This is a genomic window from Methylomonas sp. LL1 (genome assembly GCF_015711015.1).
In the GTDB taxonomy this organism is placed as follows: Bacteria; Pseudomonadota; Gammaproteobacteria; order Methylococcales; family Methylomonadaceae; genus Methylomonas.
The window spans coordinates 1,526,680-1,543,675 of sequence record NZ_CP064653.1; the positions used below are offsets into that span (position 1 = coordinate 1,526,680).

Annotated in this window: 10 protein-coding genes; 4 read left to right on the forward strand and 6 right to left on the reverse strand. The window is 55.8% G+C overall.

The genetic code is table 11. The features are described from left to right. Positions 1–54 precede the first annotated feature (54 nt). The 3 genes from IVG45_RS07390 to IVG45_RS07400 are packed head-to-tail and all read right to left on the reverse strand — an operon-like array spanning position 55 to position 3,534. Positions 55–1,563 carry an N-acetylmuramoyl-L-alanine amidase gene (locus IVG45_RS07390; RefSeq protein WP_196437208.1) on the reverse strand — a complete coding sequence of 503 codons (1,509 nt, stop codon included), beginning with the start codon at positions 1,561–1,563 and terminating at the stop codon, positions 55–57. A 40-nt stretch (positions 1,564–1,603) separates the two neighbouring features. Continuing rightward, the gene (gene tsaE, locus IVG45_RS07395; protein WP_196437209.1) at positions 1,604–2,074 is read right to left on the reverse strand and encodes a tRNA (adenosine(37)-N6)-threonylcarbamoyltransferase complex ATPase subunit type 1 TsaE; all 471 of its coding nucleotides are present in this window, start codon (positions 2,072–2,074) and stop codon (positions 1,604–1,606) included. Then, positions 2,074–3,534 (reverse strand): NAD(P)H-hydrate dehydratase, encoded by a 1,461-nt coding sequence (locus IVG45_RS07400; RefSeq protein ID WP_196437210.1) that lies wholly within the window; start codon positions 3,532–3,534, stop codon positions 2,074–2,076. The genes tsaE and IVG45_RS07400 overlap by 1 nt, the downstream gene beginning before the upstream one ends. Before the next feature lie 52 nt (positions 3,535–3,586). On the opposite strand from IVG45_RS07400, the gene queG reads away from it, so the two are divergent. Together queG and IVG45_RS07410 are read left to right on the forward strand one after the other, a co-directional pair. After that, the gene (gene queG / locus IVG45_RS07405) at positions 3,587–4,675 is read left to right on the forward strand and encodes a tRNA epoxyqueuosine(34) reductase QueG (protein ID WP_196437211.1); all 1,089 of its coding nucleotides are present in this window, start codon (positions 3,587–3,589) and stop codon (positions 4,673–4,675) included. 62 nt (positions 4,676–4,737) lie between these two features. Further along, positions 4,738–5,919: a pyridoxal phosphate-dependent aminotransferase gene (locus IVG45_RS07410; RefSeq protein WP_196437212.1), complete on the forward strand. Its 1,182-nt coding sequence runs from the start codon at positions 4,738–4,740 to the stop codon at positions 5,917–5,919. 58 nt (positions 5,920–5,977) lie between these two features. Here the strand turns inward: IVG45_RS07410 and IVG45_RS07415 are convergent, their stop codons facing one another. From IVG45_RS07415 to gspE, 3 genes are read right to left on the reverse strand one after another with little or no spacing between them, the layout of a single operon-like run. Continuing rightward, the gene (locus IVG45_RS07415) at positions 5,978–8,827 is read right to left on the reverse strand and encodes a PhnD/SsuA/transferrin family substrate-binding protein (RefSeq protein WP_196437213.1); all 2,850 of its coding nucleotides are present in this window, start codon (positions 8,825–8,827) and stop codon (positions 5,978–5,980) included. After that, positions 8,824–9,798: an ABC transporter substrate-binding protein gene (locus IVG45_RS07420; RefSeq protein WP_230874794.1), complete on the reverse strand. Its 975-nt coding sequence runs from the start codon at positions 9,796–9,798 to the stop codon at positions 8,824–8,826. The genes IVG45_RS07415 and IVG45_RS07420 overlap by 4 nt, the downstream gene beginning before the upstream one ends. A gap of 50 nt (positions 9,799–9,848) precedes the next feature. Next, positions 9,849–11,555 (reverse strand): type II secretion system ATPase GspE, encoded by a 1,707-nt coding sequence (gene gspE, locus IVG45_RS07425; protein WP_196437214.1) that lies wholly within the window; start codon positions 11,553–11,555, stop codon positions 9,849–9,851. Positions 11,556–11,882: 327 nt separating this feature from the next. On the opposite strand from gspE, the gene IVG45_RS07430 reads away from it, so the two are divergent. After that, positions 11,883–12,695 carry a TOBE domain-containing protein gene (locus IVG45_RS07430; RefSeq protein ID WP_196437215.1) on the forward strand — a complete coding sequence of 271 codons (813 nt, stop codon included), beginning with the start codon at positions 11,883–11,885 and terminating at the stop codon, positions 12,693–12,695. 458 nt (positions 12,696–13,153) lie between these two features. Next, positions 13,154–16,795 (forward strand): response regulator, encoded by a 3,642-nt coding sequence (locus IVG45_RS07435; RefSeq protein WP_196437216.1) that lies wholly within the window; start codon positions 13,154–13,156, stop codon positions 16,793–16,795. Positions 16,796–16,996 lie beyond the last annotated feature (201 nt).

A 16,996-nucleotide genomic window follows, 5' to 3' on the forward strand; every position in this document is an offset into this window, starting at 1 on the left:
GCGGATCAGGAGCAGTGGGGGAGAATTGATTCACCCCCCACTATTTATGAAGAACTAACTGCTACGGGGAATTTGCAACACCTGGCCGATTTTGACCTCGCCGTCACCCATGCCGTTGACCGTGCGTATCTGTCGCATAGACACACCATATTGCTGGGCGATCTCGGACAGGGTTTCTCCACGACTGATGACATGTTGGGTAGGGTCGGAACTGACCGTGACAACATTGGTATTCCTACTCTTCTCCAGTTTAGCCGTATTGACGACAAGCTCCGGATCGGATTGCGTTTCGCGAGCGGCCAGCTGAGTGGCTTGTTTGCCGGATTTTTGCAATTGGGCAAACAAGGTATCGGCGGGCGCGTATTGCTTGAAGTGCGCCACGATGCCGCTAAATACCGCCGAAGCCATCTTGTCCTGATAGGCGCGCGTGTTCAAACGGTGTTCTTCTTCCGGATTGGAAATGAACGCGGTTTCGACCAGAATCGAAGGTATCGGTGATTTCAACACCACGAACCCGGCTTTCTGGACGTTCGAACGGTGCAAATGGCCGACGGATTTGACGCTTTTCAACACCCTGTTCCCAATATGCTGACTGGCTTCCTTGGAGGCTTTATTGGATAAATCCATCAATACCGAGGCCAACATTTCATCATGGACTTCATGCTCGCCCACTTTTGAATCCGAGGCATTTTCGCTATTGGCCAAATATTGCGCCATCTGGCTGGTTGCGCCATCGTTGGCAAGCGTATAAACCGAAGCGCCGTGGGCGCTGGCATCGTCGAAGGCATCGGCGTGAATCGATACGAATAGATCGGCATTAGCCTTACGGGCGATATTGACCCGTTCGCGCAATTTAACGAAATAATCGCCTTTACGGATCATGACCGCCTTCATGCCCGGCTGGCGATTAATCGCGCTTTCCAAACGTTTGGCGATGGCCAGCACCACATCCTTTTCCTGCGTGCCGTTGCCGCCCTGCGCGCCGACATCCTTGCCGCCATGTCCGGCATCGATGGCAACCACGATACTACGGCCCTTGGCTTTTTCGGCCTTGGGTTTGGCCTTGATTTTAGTCGTTGTCATGACCGCTTTGCCGTCGTCGGCCCGCACTGGCGGATTGTCGGGCGTGGGCGTGGATTTTGTCGAGGCCGCCTGAACGGCAACCGGCGCGGCGGCGATAGCCGCCAAATCGAATTGCAGTTGCACGCCCTGGGCCGTGTTGACTGCGGCTACCTTGACATCGGCGTCGGCATTCAATTCCACCACTACCCGCAAACCGGTATTGTTATGGATCGCGGAACGCACGCCTACCGCCAATGGATGATCGGCGGGCGGTTGGCCGAAGGCCTGTGACAGCGCGGTATTTTCAAAATCCACCACCAAGCGGCTGGGATTCTTCAGGGTGAAATAGCGGTAATGCGGCGTAGCGTTCAAATCAAACGCCAATCGCCCACCTTGTTGACTGGAAAACGTTAGACTTTCCACCCGAGCCGAGGCGGCGTTTGCCACGACAGCCTGCACGGACAAAACCACTACCCAGAAAAATATAAGTATCTGTCGCATAAGTCAGCCAACCGAGAAGAAATGTAATAATGTTTTGAGATTATAGCAGCAGGTCTTTGTTTTTCCAGTCAATTACCAGCGTATTTTTTAACGACTCCGCTAGCGCATTGATTTCTATCGATCTTCCTTCTCCATGATAGCCAAGCCGCAGCTCAAGATCGGCGGCCGGCAAATAGCCTTCTCCCATTTGCGGCCATTCGACGCAACACAGGGCGTCCTGCTGTAAATAATCATTGATACCCATCCATTCCAACTCTTCGGGGTCTTTCAGGCGGTATAAATCAAAATGAAACACCGCCCGATCGGCCAATCGGTATTCTTCCACCAAACTATAGGTAGGACTCTTTACCGAACCCGCATGCCCCGCCGCCCGCAACAGGCCGCGCACCAGCGTGGTTTTGCCGGCGCCCAGGTCGCCGTACAAAAACAACAAGCATTTTTTCGGCAATGCCCGCCACAACGCGGCCCCTAACAATTCGGTTTCGTCGCTACTGCTTAAATCGATTTTCATTAATTCAAAAATTCCCTGATTTTCGGCAATAAGTCGCTAGCCAGCATGCCGCGTTCGCCCTGTTCCGTGGCAACGGCATCGGCGGCCTCGCCGTGCACATATACGGCCAGCTTTGCCGCATCAATGGGCGACAAACCTTGCGCCAGCAAGGCTCCGATGATGCCCGCCAGCACATCGCCCATGCCGCCGCTGGCCATGCCGGGATTACCGTTGGTGGCGACAAAGGCCGCGCGCTGATCCGCGATCAAGCTACCGGCACCTTTCAACACACAGACGCCGCCGTATTCAGTTTGTAACCGGTTCAACGCGGCAAAGCGGTCAGCGGCAATCTCTTGATTACTACATCCCAGCAATCGGGCGGCTTCTCCGGGATGCGGGGTCAATATCCGGTTGTCTTGTTTGACGTGATCCGTCGCCAGCAGGTTCAGCGCATCCGCATCCAGCACGCTCAATTTATCGCTGGCCCGCACCGCCTCGAACATGGCCCGAGCCCATGCGTCCGCCCCCAACCCCGGCCCTATCACCACCACGCCGGCCTTATCCAACAAAGGCTGTAATTGGGCCTGATTTTCCACGCCATGACACATCAATTCCGGCCGGCCTATATTCAAAAAATCGCAATGCGCGGCGCGGCTGGCAATACTGACCAAACCGGCGCCACCGCGCAAGGCCGCCTCGCCGGCCAAGCGAATCGCCCCGCTAAAACCCAGATTACCGCCGATCAGCAATACATGCCCGAAATGCCCCTTATGCGAGGTTCGCGGCCGGCGGCTTAACGGCGTCTTGGTCAGAAAAGCGGCCGTTGCCGGTAGTTTTGAGAGCACCGATTCCGGCACATTCAAACTCGAACAGACGATGTCGCCGCAATAATCGGCGGCCTCGCCGGTAAACAAGCCACATTTCAATGCAATAAACGTGACGGTCAGATCAGCCTTGACCGCGCGGCCCAACACATAGCCGCTATCGGCATGCAAACCCGACGGCACATCGATAGCCAGCACCGGACAACCGGCGCGATTGATCAAGTCGATCGCCGGCGTATATTCCTCGCTCACTTGCCGGTTCAGACCGGTACCCAACAAGGCGTCAACGATGACCCCCGCCGGCTTGAGTTGGCGATCGAAGTCCAACACACTGCCGCCGGCCTGAATGAAATCATGAAACGAAGTCAAGGCTTCGCCTTTTAAGTTTAGGACGTCGCTCACCGAATAAACCTTGACCTCAAAACCGGCCTGCATAGCCAGCTTGGCCAGTACATAGCCGTCGCCGGCATTGTTGCCGGCGCCGCAAAACACCGTCAGCCGGCGCTGGTTGGGCCAGCGTTTCCGTAGCGCGTTGAATGCGGCCAATCCGGCGCTGCGCATTAGCTGCAAGGCCGGCAATTGCAAATCCTGAATGGCGATCCGTTCCGCTTCGCGTATTTGGGCCACGCGATACAGCGCTTGTGAAAATGCTTGCATGATATGTTGTGTAAAATGGCTAGGATTTCAACCATTATAGTGCAGCCGCGCCATGTCCCCAACCGATCCGCCGGATTTTGAACACCTTGCCGCCCGGATCAAGGCCTGGGGCGCGGAGCTGGGTTTTCAACAAATCGGCATCAGCGATACCGATTTGAGCCAGGCCGAGCAGCATTTGCAGCAATGGCTGAACAAAAACAGACACGGCGACATGCACTATATGGCCGCCCACGGCTTGAAGCGGAGCCGCCCCGGCCTGCTGCAACCCGGCACCCGCAGCATTATCAGCGCACGAATGGACTATCTGCCGGAAATCCCGGTCCATAGCCATGCCATGCTTGACGATCCGGCGGCGGCCTTTGTCTCCCGCTATGCGCTGGGCCGCGACTACCACAAGCTAATCCGCAACCGCCTGCAAAAATTGGCCGATCAAATGACCGCCGCCGTCGGTTCATTCGGTTACCGGGCTTTTGTCGACAGCGCGCCGGTACTGGAAAAAGCCATCGCCGAAAAGGCCGGTCTGGGCTGGATAGGCAAACACAGCAACCTGATCAACCGCCGGGCCGGCTCCTGGTTTTTCTTGGGGGAAATCTACACCGACCTGCCCTTACCCGCCGACGCATCCGCCAGCCGGCATTGCGGCCAATGCCGGGCTTGCCTGGATATTTGCCCGACCCAGGCCATCGTCGCCCCGTATCAAGTCGATGCCCGCCGCTGCGTGTCGTATCTGACCATCGAACTGCACGGCAGTATTCCGGAAGACCTACGGCCGCTGCTTGGCAACCGCATCTACGGCTGCGACGACTGCCAGTTGATATGCCCGTGGAACCGCTTTGCCAAACTCAGCGCGGAAGCGGACTTTAAACCCAGGCATAAACTGGACCGCGCCACCTTGCTGGAATTATTCGCCTGGACCGAAAGCGAATTTTTGCAAAAAACCGAAGGCTCGGCGATCCGCCGCATCGGCCATCAACGCTGGCTGCGCAATATCGCCGTGGCCCTAGGCAACGGCGCCGCCAGCACGGCCGCTAAAGCCGCGCTCAGCGAAAAACTACGGCATGAGTCCGAACTGGTACGCGAACACGCAAGCTGGGCGCTACTGCAACTGGATAAAAAATCGCTTCAAATGTCGACAGAATAAGGTGTTTTCCTGCTTTTCCCGTATAATATCCGGCAGTTTTGAGCCTAATCGACCGAGGAAATATGAGTATCACACTGTCTAACCGAGTCAAAGCCGTCAAGCCATCACCGACCCTGGCGATCACTGCCCGCGCCGCCGCCATGCGCGCCGCCGGCAAGGATATTATCGGCCTGGGAGTTGGCGAACCCGACTTCGACACGCCGGACCACATCAAAGCCGCCGCCGTCAAAGCCCTGGACAACGGCTTTACCAAATACACCGCGGTTGACGGCATACCCAGCCTGAAAAAAGCCATCGCCCAAAAATTCAAGAAAGACAACGGTCTGGACTACGAACTAAAACAGATTCTGGTATCTTGCGGCGGCAAGCAAAGTTTTTATAACCTGGCCCAAGCTCTGTTGAATCCAGGCGATGAAGTCATCATCCCGGCACCCTACTGGGTATCTTATCCAGACATGGTGTTACTGGCCGATGGCGTCCCGGTCATCATCGAAGCCGGCCAGGCGCAAAATTTCAAAATCAGCCCTGCCCAACTACGCGCGGCGATTACCGATAAAACCCGTTTATTGGTCATCAACAGCCCATCCAACCCGACCGGCGCCGCTTATAGCCTGGACGAACTTAAAGCACTGGGCGAGGTATTGCAGGATTTCCCCGAGGTTTTGATCGCCACTGACGACATGTACGAACATATCCTGTGGAACAAGGGCGAGTTCGTCAATATTTTGAATGCGCGCCCGGATTTTTACCAGCGCACCATCGTACTGAACGGCGTGTCCAAGGCCTACTCGATGACCGGTTGGCGCATCGGTTATTGCGCGGGACCGGCCAACTTGATCGACGCGATGTGCATCATTCAATCGCAAAGCACCTCCAACCCAACCTCGATTTCGCAAGTCGCCGCCGAAGCCGCCCTGAATGGCGACCAAGGCTGTATCGACATCATGATGGCCGAATTCAAGAAACGCCACGACTATGTAGTCGCCGAACTGAACACCATTGACGGCATCGAATGCCTGCCGACCGACGGCACCTTTTACGTGTTTCCCAACGTCGAAAAACTGATGCGGAAACTGGACGGCATAGAGGATGACCTGCAATTCGCCGAGTTCCTGATCGAAAAAGCCGGCGTGGCCCTGGTGCCCGGTTCCGCTTTCGGCTGCCCCGGCCATATCCGCATATCGATCGCCACTAGCATGACCAATCTGGAAAATGCGATAAGCCGGATCAGGCAGGCGGTTTAATCGGCCGAGGAACGCCACCTAGGTCAAGTGCACAGGTGGCGTCAACCTCTCGCCGGATTTAATCCGAACTAACGCAGCACAATGTCGCTATCTTGTCGAAACGAAAATCCTTGACCAACTCGGCGATCATGTCGGCCTCATCGGGGAAATCGGTGCGCAAGCGTTCGATGATGGCAAGCATGGACGCGTCGTCCAGCATCGTCGCAACATCGCATATTTCCTGGCGCAGCTCTATCGGCAAGTTCCCAAGATCGTCAATCTTCCGCTCGATTTTGGCGGCACCCGCGCCGGCGTATTCGTAACGCAATCCGAGCAGTCGACCGATCATTCGATATAAACATTGCGCCTCGATTGGTTTACTCAGAATCTCGTTGCAACCGGCGGCAATGACTTGAACACGGTTTTCCTGAAAGGCGGAGGCCGCCAAGGCGACGATGGGTACATCACTGGCATCTGGCAAGGAGCGAATCTGGCGGCTCACTTGACTGCCATCCATCTCGGCCATGCCCATATCGATCAAGATCAAATGCGGACGGCGGCTTTGGAATAACTGCACCGCCACCTGCCCCTTGGCGGCGACACACACTTCGCAGCCGATTTGTGTCAGCAGCTGCTCCGCCACATGCTGGTTATCGGGATTATCCTCGACCAACAAAATACGAGGAGATGGCTGCCCTGGCGCCAAACCCATGACCTGGTCGCCGGCCGTGTATTCGGTGCCGACCGTGGAGGATGTCTGATTGGCCTGAGGCAGCGGCAGCGCGAAACAGAAGCTGCTACCCTGCCCCAGCGTGCTGTGCACGGTCAATTCACCTCCCATAAGACGAATGAACTCACGACTGATCGTTAGACCCAAGCCGGTACCCTCGCCCTTGGCGATGCCGATTTCTGTCTGATAAAAGGCTTGAAAGATGCGTTCTTGATCGTCCGGCGCAATACCGGGTCCGGTATCGTTGACCCGAAAGCCGATGATCTGGCCGGGTTGTAAATCGACGACGAGCTGGACTTCGCCATGCTCGGTATATTTGACGGCGTTAACCAGTAAATTGATCAGAACTTGACGCAGATGCGGGTCGTCGCCAAGCACGAAGCGTGGCAACTGGTCGGGAATGTCAACCACCAGCGCCAGCCCCTTGCCGACTGCCTGAGCTCGGATCATCTCCCGAACGGCTTGAAGGGTGGCGGACAAATCGAAGATATCCTTGCTTACCGTCGTCCGCCCCGCTTCGATGCGGGAGATTTCCAATACGTCATTGATAAGCGCCAATAGATGATTGCCCGAGCGATTAATGATCGCAATATTTGCGCGCAGGTTTTCCGGAATGAGCTTGTCGCCTTGCATGATTTGGGCAAAACCGAGTATGGCGTTCAGCGGCGTTCTCAATTCATGGCTCATATTAGCGAGGAAGACAGTCTTGGCCCTGTTGGCGGCCTCGGCGGTATTTTTCGCCTGTTCCAATTCCGCGGTGCGCTGCGAAACCAACTGTTCAAGATTATGCCGATGCGCCTCCAGTTCCTGACTGATTCGTTTGCGTTCACTGATGTCACGAATGATGGCGCTGAAATGGCGGCCGGACGAAGTCACCCATGAACCCATGACCATTTCGAAAGAAAACTCACTACCGTCCTTGCGTAAAGCTTCCATTTCCAACGACTGTCCCAACAGGCGAGGCTGTTCCCCCGACTGGATACGCTCCATGCCCGCCAGATGCCCGGCCAGGTAGCGCCGGGGCATCAATTGGGTCAATGGCAGCCCTAAAATCTCGTCCATGGCGTAACCGAACAGGTGTTGCGCGCCTTTATTCCAGCCCGTGATCAGTCCTTTCGCGTTGGCTAGGATAATCGCGTCGGGGGCCGATTCGATTAGCGTACTCAAGCGTTCCTCGCTCTCGCGCAGTTTGCGCCGACTCAACGCCAGCCAAACCAATAACAGCAAGATGATTGCAACCGCCAGCAAGGCAAAACTGATCATCAACCTATAGCGATGCCAGACATCCCGCCATGAAAATTCGGGAACCTGATCGAAAGGCGATATATGCAAGGCCTGCATGACTTCCTTCACCGGCTGATAATTGGCGGGTATGGTAAATCCCCAGATATTGCTGGCACGAGCCACCTCGCCATCATGGGGCAGCATTAACAAAGCCGCGGCCACTTGGGCGGCCAACTCATCGTCGACCTGCGTCATCGCGGCGAACGGCCAAAGCGGGTACAAGGTGGTGGAAAAGGCCCAGTCGAACCCCGCCAATTTCTGGGCGTTTAGCACCTTGACGCTATTGGGAGCCAGTTTTCCTTCCCGCATCATTTGCTCGGGCAACCCCATGCGAGCAAATGCGGCATCGGCCTTGCCTTCGAGCACGGTGTCGACCGAGCGGTCAATGGGCAATTCCACTTCGATCACCTTGACGTCGTCCGGAATCGATAAGCCGATCTTGAATAGTTCATAGGCCTGCATCTGATAACTGGCAAAACCTTGGATGCTGGAGGTGGCGACGGTCTTGCCTTTCAGGTCGGCCAATTGCGCGATGTCGTTACGATCGGCGCGCACGATAATAGTGCCGGCATAGACCGGCATGGGCCTATCACTCTCGCGCTCGATCACTGTTGCCAAAGGCGAGGACAGTGAAATCATTGCATTTATCTGCACGAAATGCGCCGCATGAGTCAAGACAAAATCCACCTGACGCCGCTCGATCGCGTCTTCCAACTCTTTATAGGTATAGGGCTTCAGTGCGAAACGGTATCTGGGCAAGGTAAGGTCGAGATAATTGGCCAACGGCTGCCACTTCTGGATAGTTTGCGCTTTATCGCGGAAAGCCAAAACACCAATATTCAAGGTTTTTTCGGCGTGCGCGCGGGTAACCCCCACTAACAGGCAAATCAATAAAGCTAGTGAGATCGACCTCATGGGCTATCCTCCAAAGGCAGAAAAGCGGGACTGGTAAGATCAGACCAATCAGTTAGCCGATTCGGCAAGATGCCCGTATGCAACAGAAATTCGCTCAATTCCCTGGCAGTCTCAACCAAAGGGGAATCCTCGGCCCGCAATAGTTTTCGATTTCGATAGATATTGGGTAACTCCAGCCCGGCGTAGGCGGTTAATACTTCCTTGGCGGGAAGACGGAAACGTTCCGCCATGCGGTAGGCCGTGTCGTTGGGATTTTTGCGAAAATTGCGCAGCCCTCGAAAATGCGCGGCAATCAGATGGCTCAGTGCTTCGGGTTTACGCCTCATCGCCTCGGGCGTCACGGCCAGTACGTCGAAAATAATATCCGGAATCTGGCTACTGTCGAACAGGCGTAGAGCCCCCTTCTCCTGCAGATGACTGGAAACCGGTTCGAAGGTGATCAACGCGTCGACCTCCCCTGCCTCCCAAGCCTCATAGTGCCGATCAAACGTCACCGGAATGCTGACCACCTGATCGGGACGCAAGCCCGCAATCGCCAATGCCTTGTGCAACATCAGGGCGCCGACTGCGGAAGGTTCATAGCCGATGCGCTTGTCTTTCAGTTGAACCATGTTTTCGATTCCGGGCCTCGATAGCAGCACATCGGCGCCAAGCGAAATGTCGAAGACCAGTATCACCACCAAGGATAAACCACGCGCCCTTGCGCCCAACACCTCATCCAGGGTCAGCGCCGCACCATCGACTTGGCCGGCCGTCAGCAACTGAATTGATTCGGTAGCCGAGCCGGTCTCGACCAGAACGGCCTCCAGTTGGTTAATCCAACCCTCGCGCTGTGCCAAGAACATGAATTCGTAACCGGGCCAAACGTAACTCGCGATCCGAAGCGGTGTACCGCTGTGGTTGCACGCACCTTGCATGATCGGTAATCCCAATGCACCCAGGGATATAAGAAAGGTTCTTCGGCTCGGCATGATTTACCTACCTATCGGTAGCTGTGTCCACTATTACGATTGTACGATTGTCAAGCCTCCGTCGTCACCCGCAGCACCTCTTCCAAGGTAGTCACGCCTTGCAAGGCCTTGCCGACGCCATCGTCGTACATGGTATGCATGCCGTCCTGTATCGCCTGCTGCTGGATCACGTAAGCTTCCTCGTGTTTCATGATCTGCTTGCGGATAGAGTCGGTCATGGTCAGAAATTCGATTATCGCCAGCCGACCCTTGTAACCAATGCCGTTGCAGGCCGGACAGCCCACCGGTTTATGAAGCAGGATTTCGCCATCGGGTTGCCAGCGTCTGAGTTGCATTTCCTCGACCAGGGTATCCGAGGCCGGATGCGCTTGCTTGCAGGCCGGGCACAGCTTTCTGACCAAGCGCTGCGCCAGGATGCCGTTGATGGTGGAACTGAGCAGATATTCCTCCAGCCCCATGTCCTGCAAGCGGGTGATACCGGCCGCTGCATCGTTGGTGTGCAAGGTAGACAGCACCAAGTGGCCGGTCAAGGCCGATTGCACGGCGATCTTGGCGGTTTCCAGGTCGCGCATCTCGCCTATCATGATCACGTCCGGATCTTGGCGGACGATGGAACGCAGTGCCGAGGCAAAGGTCAGGCCGATTTGCGGTTTGGCCTGAATCTGATTGATGCCTTCCAGCTGATATTCGACCGGGTCTTCCACCGTGATGATTTTGCGCTCGGAGGTATTGAGCTGTTTCAGCGCCGCGTACAGGCTGGTCGATTTACCGCTACCGGTGGGGCCGGTAATCAAGATGATGCCGTGCGGCTGCGCCAACACTTGCATGAAGTTTTCCGCCTGTTTGCCGACAAAACCCAGCGCGGTAAAATCCAGCACCGCATTCTCCTTGTCCAACAAACGAATCACCACGCTTTCGCCATATAAAGTCGGAATGGTCGATACCCGCAAATCCAGTTCCTTGCCTATCATCTGCAGCTTGATCCGGCCATCCTGCGGCAAGCGGCGTTCGGCGATGTTCAACTTGGCCATGATCTTGATCCGCGACAACACGGCGGCGGTCGAAGCTACCGGCGGCGAATCGATGTCCTGCAACACGCCGTCGATGCGCAAGCGCACTTTCAGGCTTTGCTCGAACGGTTCGATATGGACGTCAGAGGCCCGGCTTTCCACGGCTTTTTGCAGGATGAAATTGACCATCCGGATAATCGGCGCTTCGCTGGCCAGGTCTTTCAGATGCTCCAGGTCTTCGCTACCCTCTTCTTCCACCGTCAGGCCATCGACCAATTTATCCATTTGCGACTTGCCTTCGCCGTACTGGATTTCGAGTGCGGCGTCGATGTCGGACAACTGGCCGACATGCAGCCGGATTTGCTTGCCGGTTGCCAAGCGTAAGGCTTGCGGCAGATAGTCGTCTTCCGGGTCCATCACCGCCACATCGATTACGTCATCGTCCGCTTGCAGACCAACGACGTGATGATATTTCATGAAGCGTAGCGAAACGCTGTCCTGCAATGGCGACTGCGGCGGGTAATTTTCCGGGCGCAGCCTGTCAAGGGCATGGGTCTGGGCAAAGGTTTCCGCCACATCGGCATCGGAACATAAACCCAGCTTGATCAACATCTGCGGCAAGGAGTCGTCCTGGGTGGACTTCTGCATGCGGCGGGCCTTGGTCAGATCGTTGTCGGACAGTTTGCCGTTGCGTTTCAAACCACTTAAAAACTCGGCGTATTTTTCGGGGGCGTTGGCGGTTTCCATGCGTATTCTCGGGTAGTAATCCTAAACGGGCTTGCGCGGCATTTTATAAAAAATCAGCTGGCGGCATTGGCAACCATAACTGCGAGGGATTATAAGCCGCCGCCGCCTGATGCGGAGCGAAAAAAGCGGGTCCGGGAACTTGACGCCTATCCAACCAAGCGGACTCACGCAAACCATGGGTTTTAAACCGCAATTGCATAATCAAAATCACCGATACGCCACGCTAGCTTCAATGTAAACTGAAACAGCAAATAATCACGTATTGACCGTGCAGCCTTACGCCACTAACCTTTACAGCTTATCAAACCCTATAGCCGAGCTCCGATCATGCCGAAACACCAAGACAACAATATCCACTGGGTCGAAGGAGAATTACGTCTGGCTGGAATGCTGGACAGCCGGATGATAGGTTTATTGGAAGCCATCGATCAAAGCGGTTCCATCAACCAAGCGGCCAAACAAGTGGGTTTGAGTTACAAAGGTGCCTGGCAAATCTTGGAACGCGCCAATAACGGCTCGCCCAAAAACCTGATCAACACGGCCACCGGCGGCAGCAAAGGCGGCGGCACACGTTTGACCGATGCCGGCCGGGCGCTGTTAAATTTGTTCAATCGGCTGGAACAGCAGCATCAACAATTCTTGGCCGAACTCAATCAGCGTCTGGCCGGCGATCCCGACACCATATTGTTGCTACAGCGTCTGGTGGTTAAAACCAGTGCTCGCAATCAATTGTTCGGCAGTATCGTTGCGATAAAAATCGGGGCCGTCAATGCGGAAGTGTTGGTCAAACTGAAAGGCGGCGAACAGGTAGTCGTGACCACCAGCCTGGCATCCCTTGAACAACTCAATCTAAAGATCGGCGTGGATGCCTTGCTATTGATCAACGGCACCGACATCACGCTGACGATGGATGCCGACTATCGGCGCTTCATGGTCGGCAACCGCTTGTCCTGCCGTGTGATCCGGATACAGCAAGATGAAGTCAATGCCGAAATCATGGTGTTGTTGCCGGGTGGGGAAACCCTGGCCGTGCTGATCACGCCACAAAGCCTAAACGACATGGCGATTGAAACAGGGCAACACTTGTGGGCGATATTTCACGACAATGCCGCCATACTGGGCGTGAGCCAGCAAAGCTAACCCGCTTCGGCGGCGCTCGGCGAACCGGCACCCGCGTTATCCAAGATCGCCCCAGACCCTTGCGCTCCGGAAGTTGTCCGCTATTACGCACAGTTGATATTCATATCCAGCCGTGTCGATCGAATCAGGCCGATAAAATCCAAAAACATTTTGCAAATCACGTCAGCCCTTGCCTACAAAATCAGTCATAATATGGGCAAGGACCGGCTATTCACACCATACGGCGCGCATAGCCCAACCAAGGGCTTGATTGCTCTCCAGCAAACCTTCACGTCAACCTCGATCAGGAGGCACGAAACAGACACTATCGATCGCTTATCCACCGGCTATCTATTGAATACTCTGCTTTCTCAAACCTAAATTTAGTTTGCTACCATGCAAGGTCTCCAAGCCGATTGCGCTATTCGTTTTTGCTTCTTGGATTGACACTTTGCTGCCCATGGGAGACGCTTCGCGCCATGAATCGATATGTGATCAACGAACTCAAAATTTCCTCTCGGCTTGCTTTCGGCTTTGGCATCTTGCTACTCCTGGTAGCGATTCTGGGCGGACTGTCCTTGCAACATATTTTCACGCTTTCCAGCTTGATGAATCGGATTTCCGACCATCCGCTACGCGTCATCGACGAAACCCAGCAGGCTATTACCAACATCATCTCGATCCAACGCGACATCCGCGATTTAATTCGAGGCGATAGACTGATCAATCCGGAGGAACTTTCGAACAATATCCGGAAAATGGACCAGGAGCTGGATCAACATTTACAGGTCATACGCGAACGCTATCTGGGAGCGCCGGAAGATATTGCCGAAGCAGAAAATGCCCTGTCCAATTGGCGCAAACTGCGCGATCAGACCCTGGTATTCGAAAAAAACGGCCAACTCGACGCGCTGGATAAGTTGCTGCCGGAACGGCGGCGCTATGCAATCGAAACCGTCAACGAATTTCAGAACATACTCAGTTTCGCCAGGATCAAGGCCAGAGCTTTGCGCGCCGACGCCGATGCGGAAACGCAACGGGCCGTCATCCGGATGGGACTGATTATCGCGGCATTAATGCTGCTGGGCGGCTTAATAGCCTGGCTGATCACGCGTAGCGTCAGTAAACCGCTCGAAATTCTGCGGCTGAGAATGATGGCACTGGCGGCGGGCGATTTGAGCGTTGAGATTCCTTATCGCGAGGGCAACTCGGAGCTGACCGCGATGGCGCAAGCCGTTCAGGTTTTCAAGGAAGCCTCCGCCAAGCTGGAAAGCCAACGCTGGGTGAAGTCCACCCTATCCCGCCTCAGCACCACCCTGCAATCGGCCACCACCCCGCTCGAACTTGCCCAGCAAGCGATCATCTCGCTGGTTCCGGAACTGGGTGGCGGGGCCGGCGTGTTCTATTGCTGGGACGAAGCCGGCCAAAGCCTGGAATTGCTGGGCAGCTATGGGCTGAAGAAACGCCGCCATCTGCTGACCCAGTTCAAAATGGGCGAAGGCCTGGTCGGCCAAGCCGCATTGGAGCGCTCCACCATCATTCTGACCGAAGTCCCGGACGATTACGCCCGCATCGTCTCCGGCATCGGTGAAGCACCACCCCGCACCATTCTGGTGGCGCCGGTGTTATCCAAGGACAAGGTGCTGGCGGTGGTCGAAATCGGATCGTTTGCATCCTTTAGCCCGGAACAACAAACCTTGATCGATGAAGTATTGCCGATATTGGCCCTTAATCTGGAAATTCTGGAGCGCAATGCCCGCACGCTGACGCTGCTGGAGCAAACCCAGCAACAAGCCGAGGAATTGCGGGCTTCGGAAGAAGAGTTACGGGCGCAAAGCGATCAATTGCACGCGGTCAATGAGCAACTCAGGCTTAAAAGCGATACCCTGCAGCAACAGGCGGAAGAACTGCGCGCCTCCGAGGAGGAATTACGGGCTCAGCGCGAGGAATTACAAGCCACCAACGAAGAATTGGAGGAAAAGAGCCACGGTCTGGAACAACAAGCCAGATTATTGGAACAAGCCCGTGGCGAAGCCGAAAAACGCGCGCTGGAGCGCGACACCGCCAGCCGTTACAAGTCCGAATTTTTAGCCAACATGTCGCATGAACTGCGCACGCCGTTGAACAGTTTGTTGATCCTGGCCCGCTCGTTACGCGACAACGAAGAAGGCAATCTGACCCAGGACCAAGTCGAATCGGCCGGCATCATTCATGAGAGCGGCGCCTCGTTGTTGCGTTTGATCAACGATATTCTGGACTTATCCAAGGTCGAAGCCGGCAAGATGGAAATTGCCGCCAGCGAAATCAAACTCGAACATTTCACCAACTCGCTGTTGCAACGCTTCCGCCTGCTGGCCGAAAGCAAAGGCCTAAAACTGACGGTAACCACCGACACCGAGCTACCCAAATCACTGCATTGCGATTCCGGCAAGCTGGAACAAATCATCAACAACCTGCTCGGCAATGCGATCAAATTTACCGAACAAGGCGGGGTCGCGGTGCATATCAAGCGGCCGCGGGCATCCGCCGCGTTGATCAACGCCGGCCTCTCGCCGGAAACCGCGATCGAAATCGAGATTACCGACACCGGCATCGGCATCCCCGCCCACAAGATCGAGTCGATTTTTCAGGCCTTCGAACAGGTCGACGGCAGCGCCAGCCGCCGTTACGGCGGCACCGGCCTGGGCTTGACCATTTCCCGGCGCTTGGCGCAATTTCTGGGTGGCGACATCAGTGTCACCAGCATCGAAGGCAAGGGCAGCACCTTCAGCTTGGTTCTGCCGCAAGCCGTCGACATCCAGTCGCCTAGCGCGCCTGCAGCGGCTTCCGCGCCCGCGCCGTCATCGCCAGCAGCCACGCCGGCCGACAACCAACCGGCGCCAATCCTGCCCGCCTTAAGCGCCGAGTCCAAGGTCACCGACGATAGGAACAATATCAGTCCGAAGGATGAGAGTATCCTGGTCATCGAGGACGACGAGGCTTTCGCCAAAATCGTGCGTGACTTGTCGCGCAAGCGCGGTTTCAAATGCCTGGTGGCGGGTGACGGCGTGGTCGGCCTGGAACTGGCCAAACGCTACCGGCCGACCGGCATCGTGCTGGACATCGGCCTGCCGCGCATGGATGGCTGGACGGTGATGGAAAAGCTGAAGCAGCAACCGGAAACCCGGCATATCCCGGTACATTTCATGTCGGCGACCGATTCCGGCCAACGCGGACTGGAGATGGGCGCGGTCGGTTATTTCACCAAGCCGGTCAGCAAGGAACAAATCGAAAGCGCCTTCGAACGCATCCGGCATTTCTCCAGCTCCAGCAATCGGCGCATCTTGCTGGTCGACGACGACCCCGGTACCCGCAAGGCGGTCAACACCTTGCTGGCCAACCAGGATGTGGAAATCGTCGAGGAAAACAACGGCGAGTCGGCCCTAGCCCGTCTGCAAAGCGGCGAACAGTTCGACTGCATGATCCTCGACCTGAGCCTGCCGGGCATCAGCGGCGTGAATTTGCTGGAGGAATGTACCCGCCAGCAACTGGTATTACCGCCGGTCATCGTCTATTCCGGCCGCGACCTGTCGGAGGAAGACACCCTGGCGCTACGGGAATATACCGACAGCATCGTGATCAAGGGCGCCCGTTCCCCGGAACGCTTACAGGACGAAGTGACCCTGTTCCTGCATAGCGTGCAAGCCAGCCTGCCGCCGGCCCAGCAACAACAGTTGCGCAAGCCGCAACAACTGAAGGAGGAAGGCATTGCCGGGCATAGCGTTTTGATTGTCGATGACGACATGCGCAACACCTTTGCCCTATCCAAGGTATTGCGCGGCAAGGGCCTGAACGTATTGATGGCCCAGGATGGGCAAAAGGCCCTCGCCCAGCTGGCCGAGAAACCCGAGATCGAGCTGGTGTTGATGGACATCATGATGCCCGGCATGGACGGCTATACGGCGATCCGCGAAATCCGCCGGCAAGCTTGTTTTCAATCGCTGCCGATTATCGCGCTGACGGCCAAGGCCATGATAGGCGACCGGGAAAACTGCCTGGAAGCCGGCGCCAACGACTATTTGTCGAAACCGGTCGACATCGACGACCTGATGGCGATGATGCGCCGCTACCTGCTGAGTTAAGGCGATTTATGCCAATAAATTTATCCACGCCGAGAAATTTGCCGTTGACTGTGCGAATCAGAAATTTGTCATTGACTGAACCAATGACAAATTTACCGTTGACTGAGCGGAGTCGAAGTCACCCATTCGCTTCGGCTTCGCTCAGCGAACAAATTATTCGGCATTGGCGACAACTACAATCGTTCCGATACCTCTCATAGT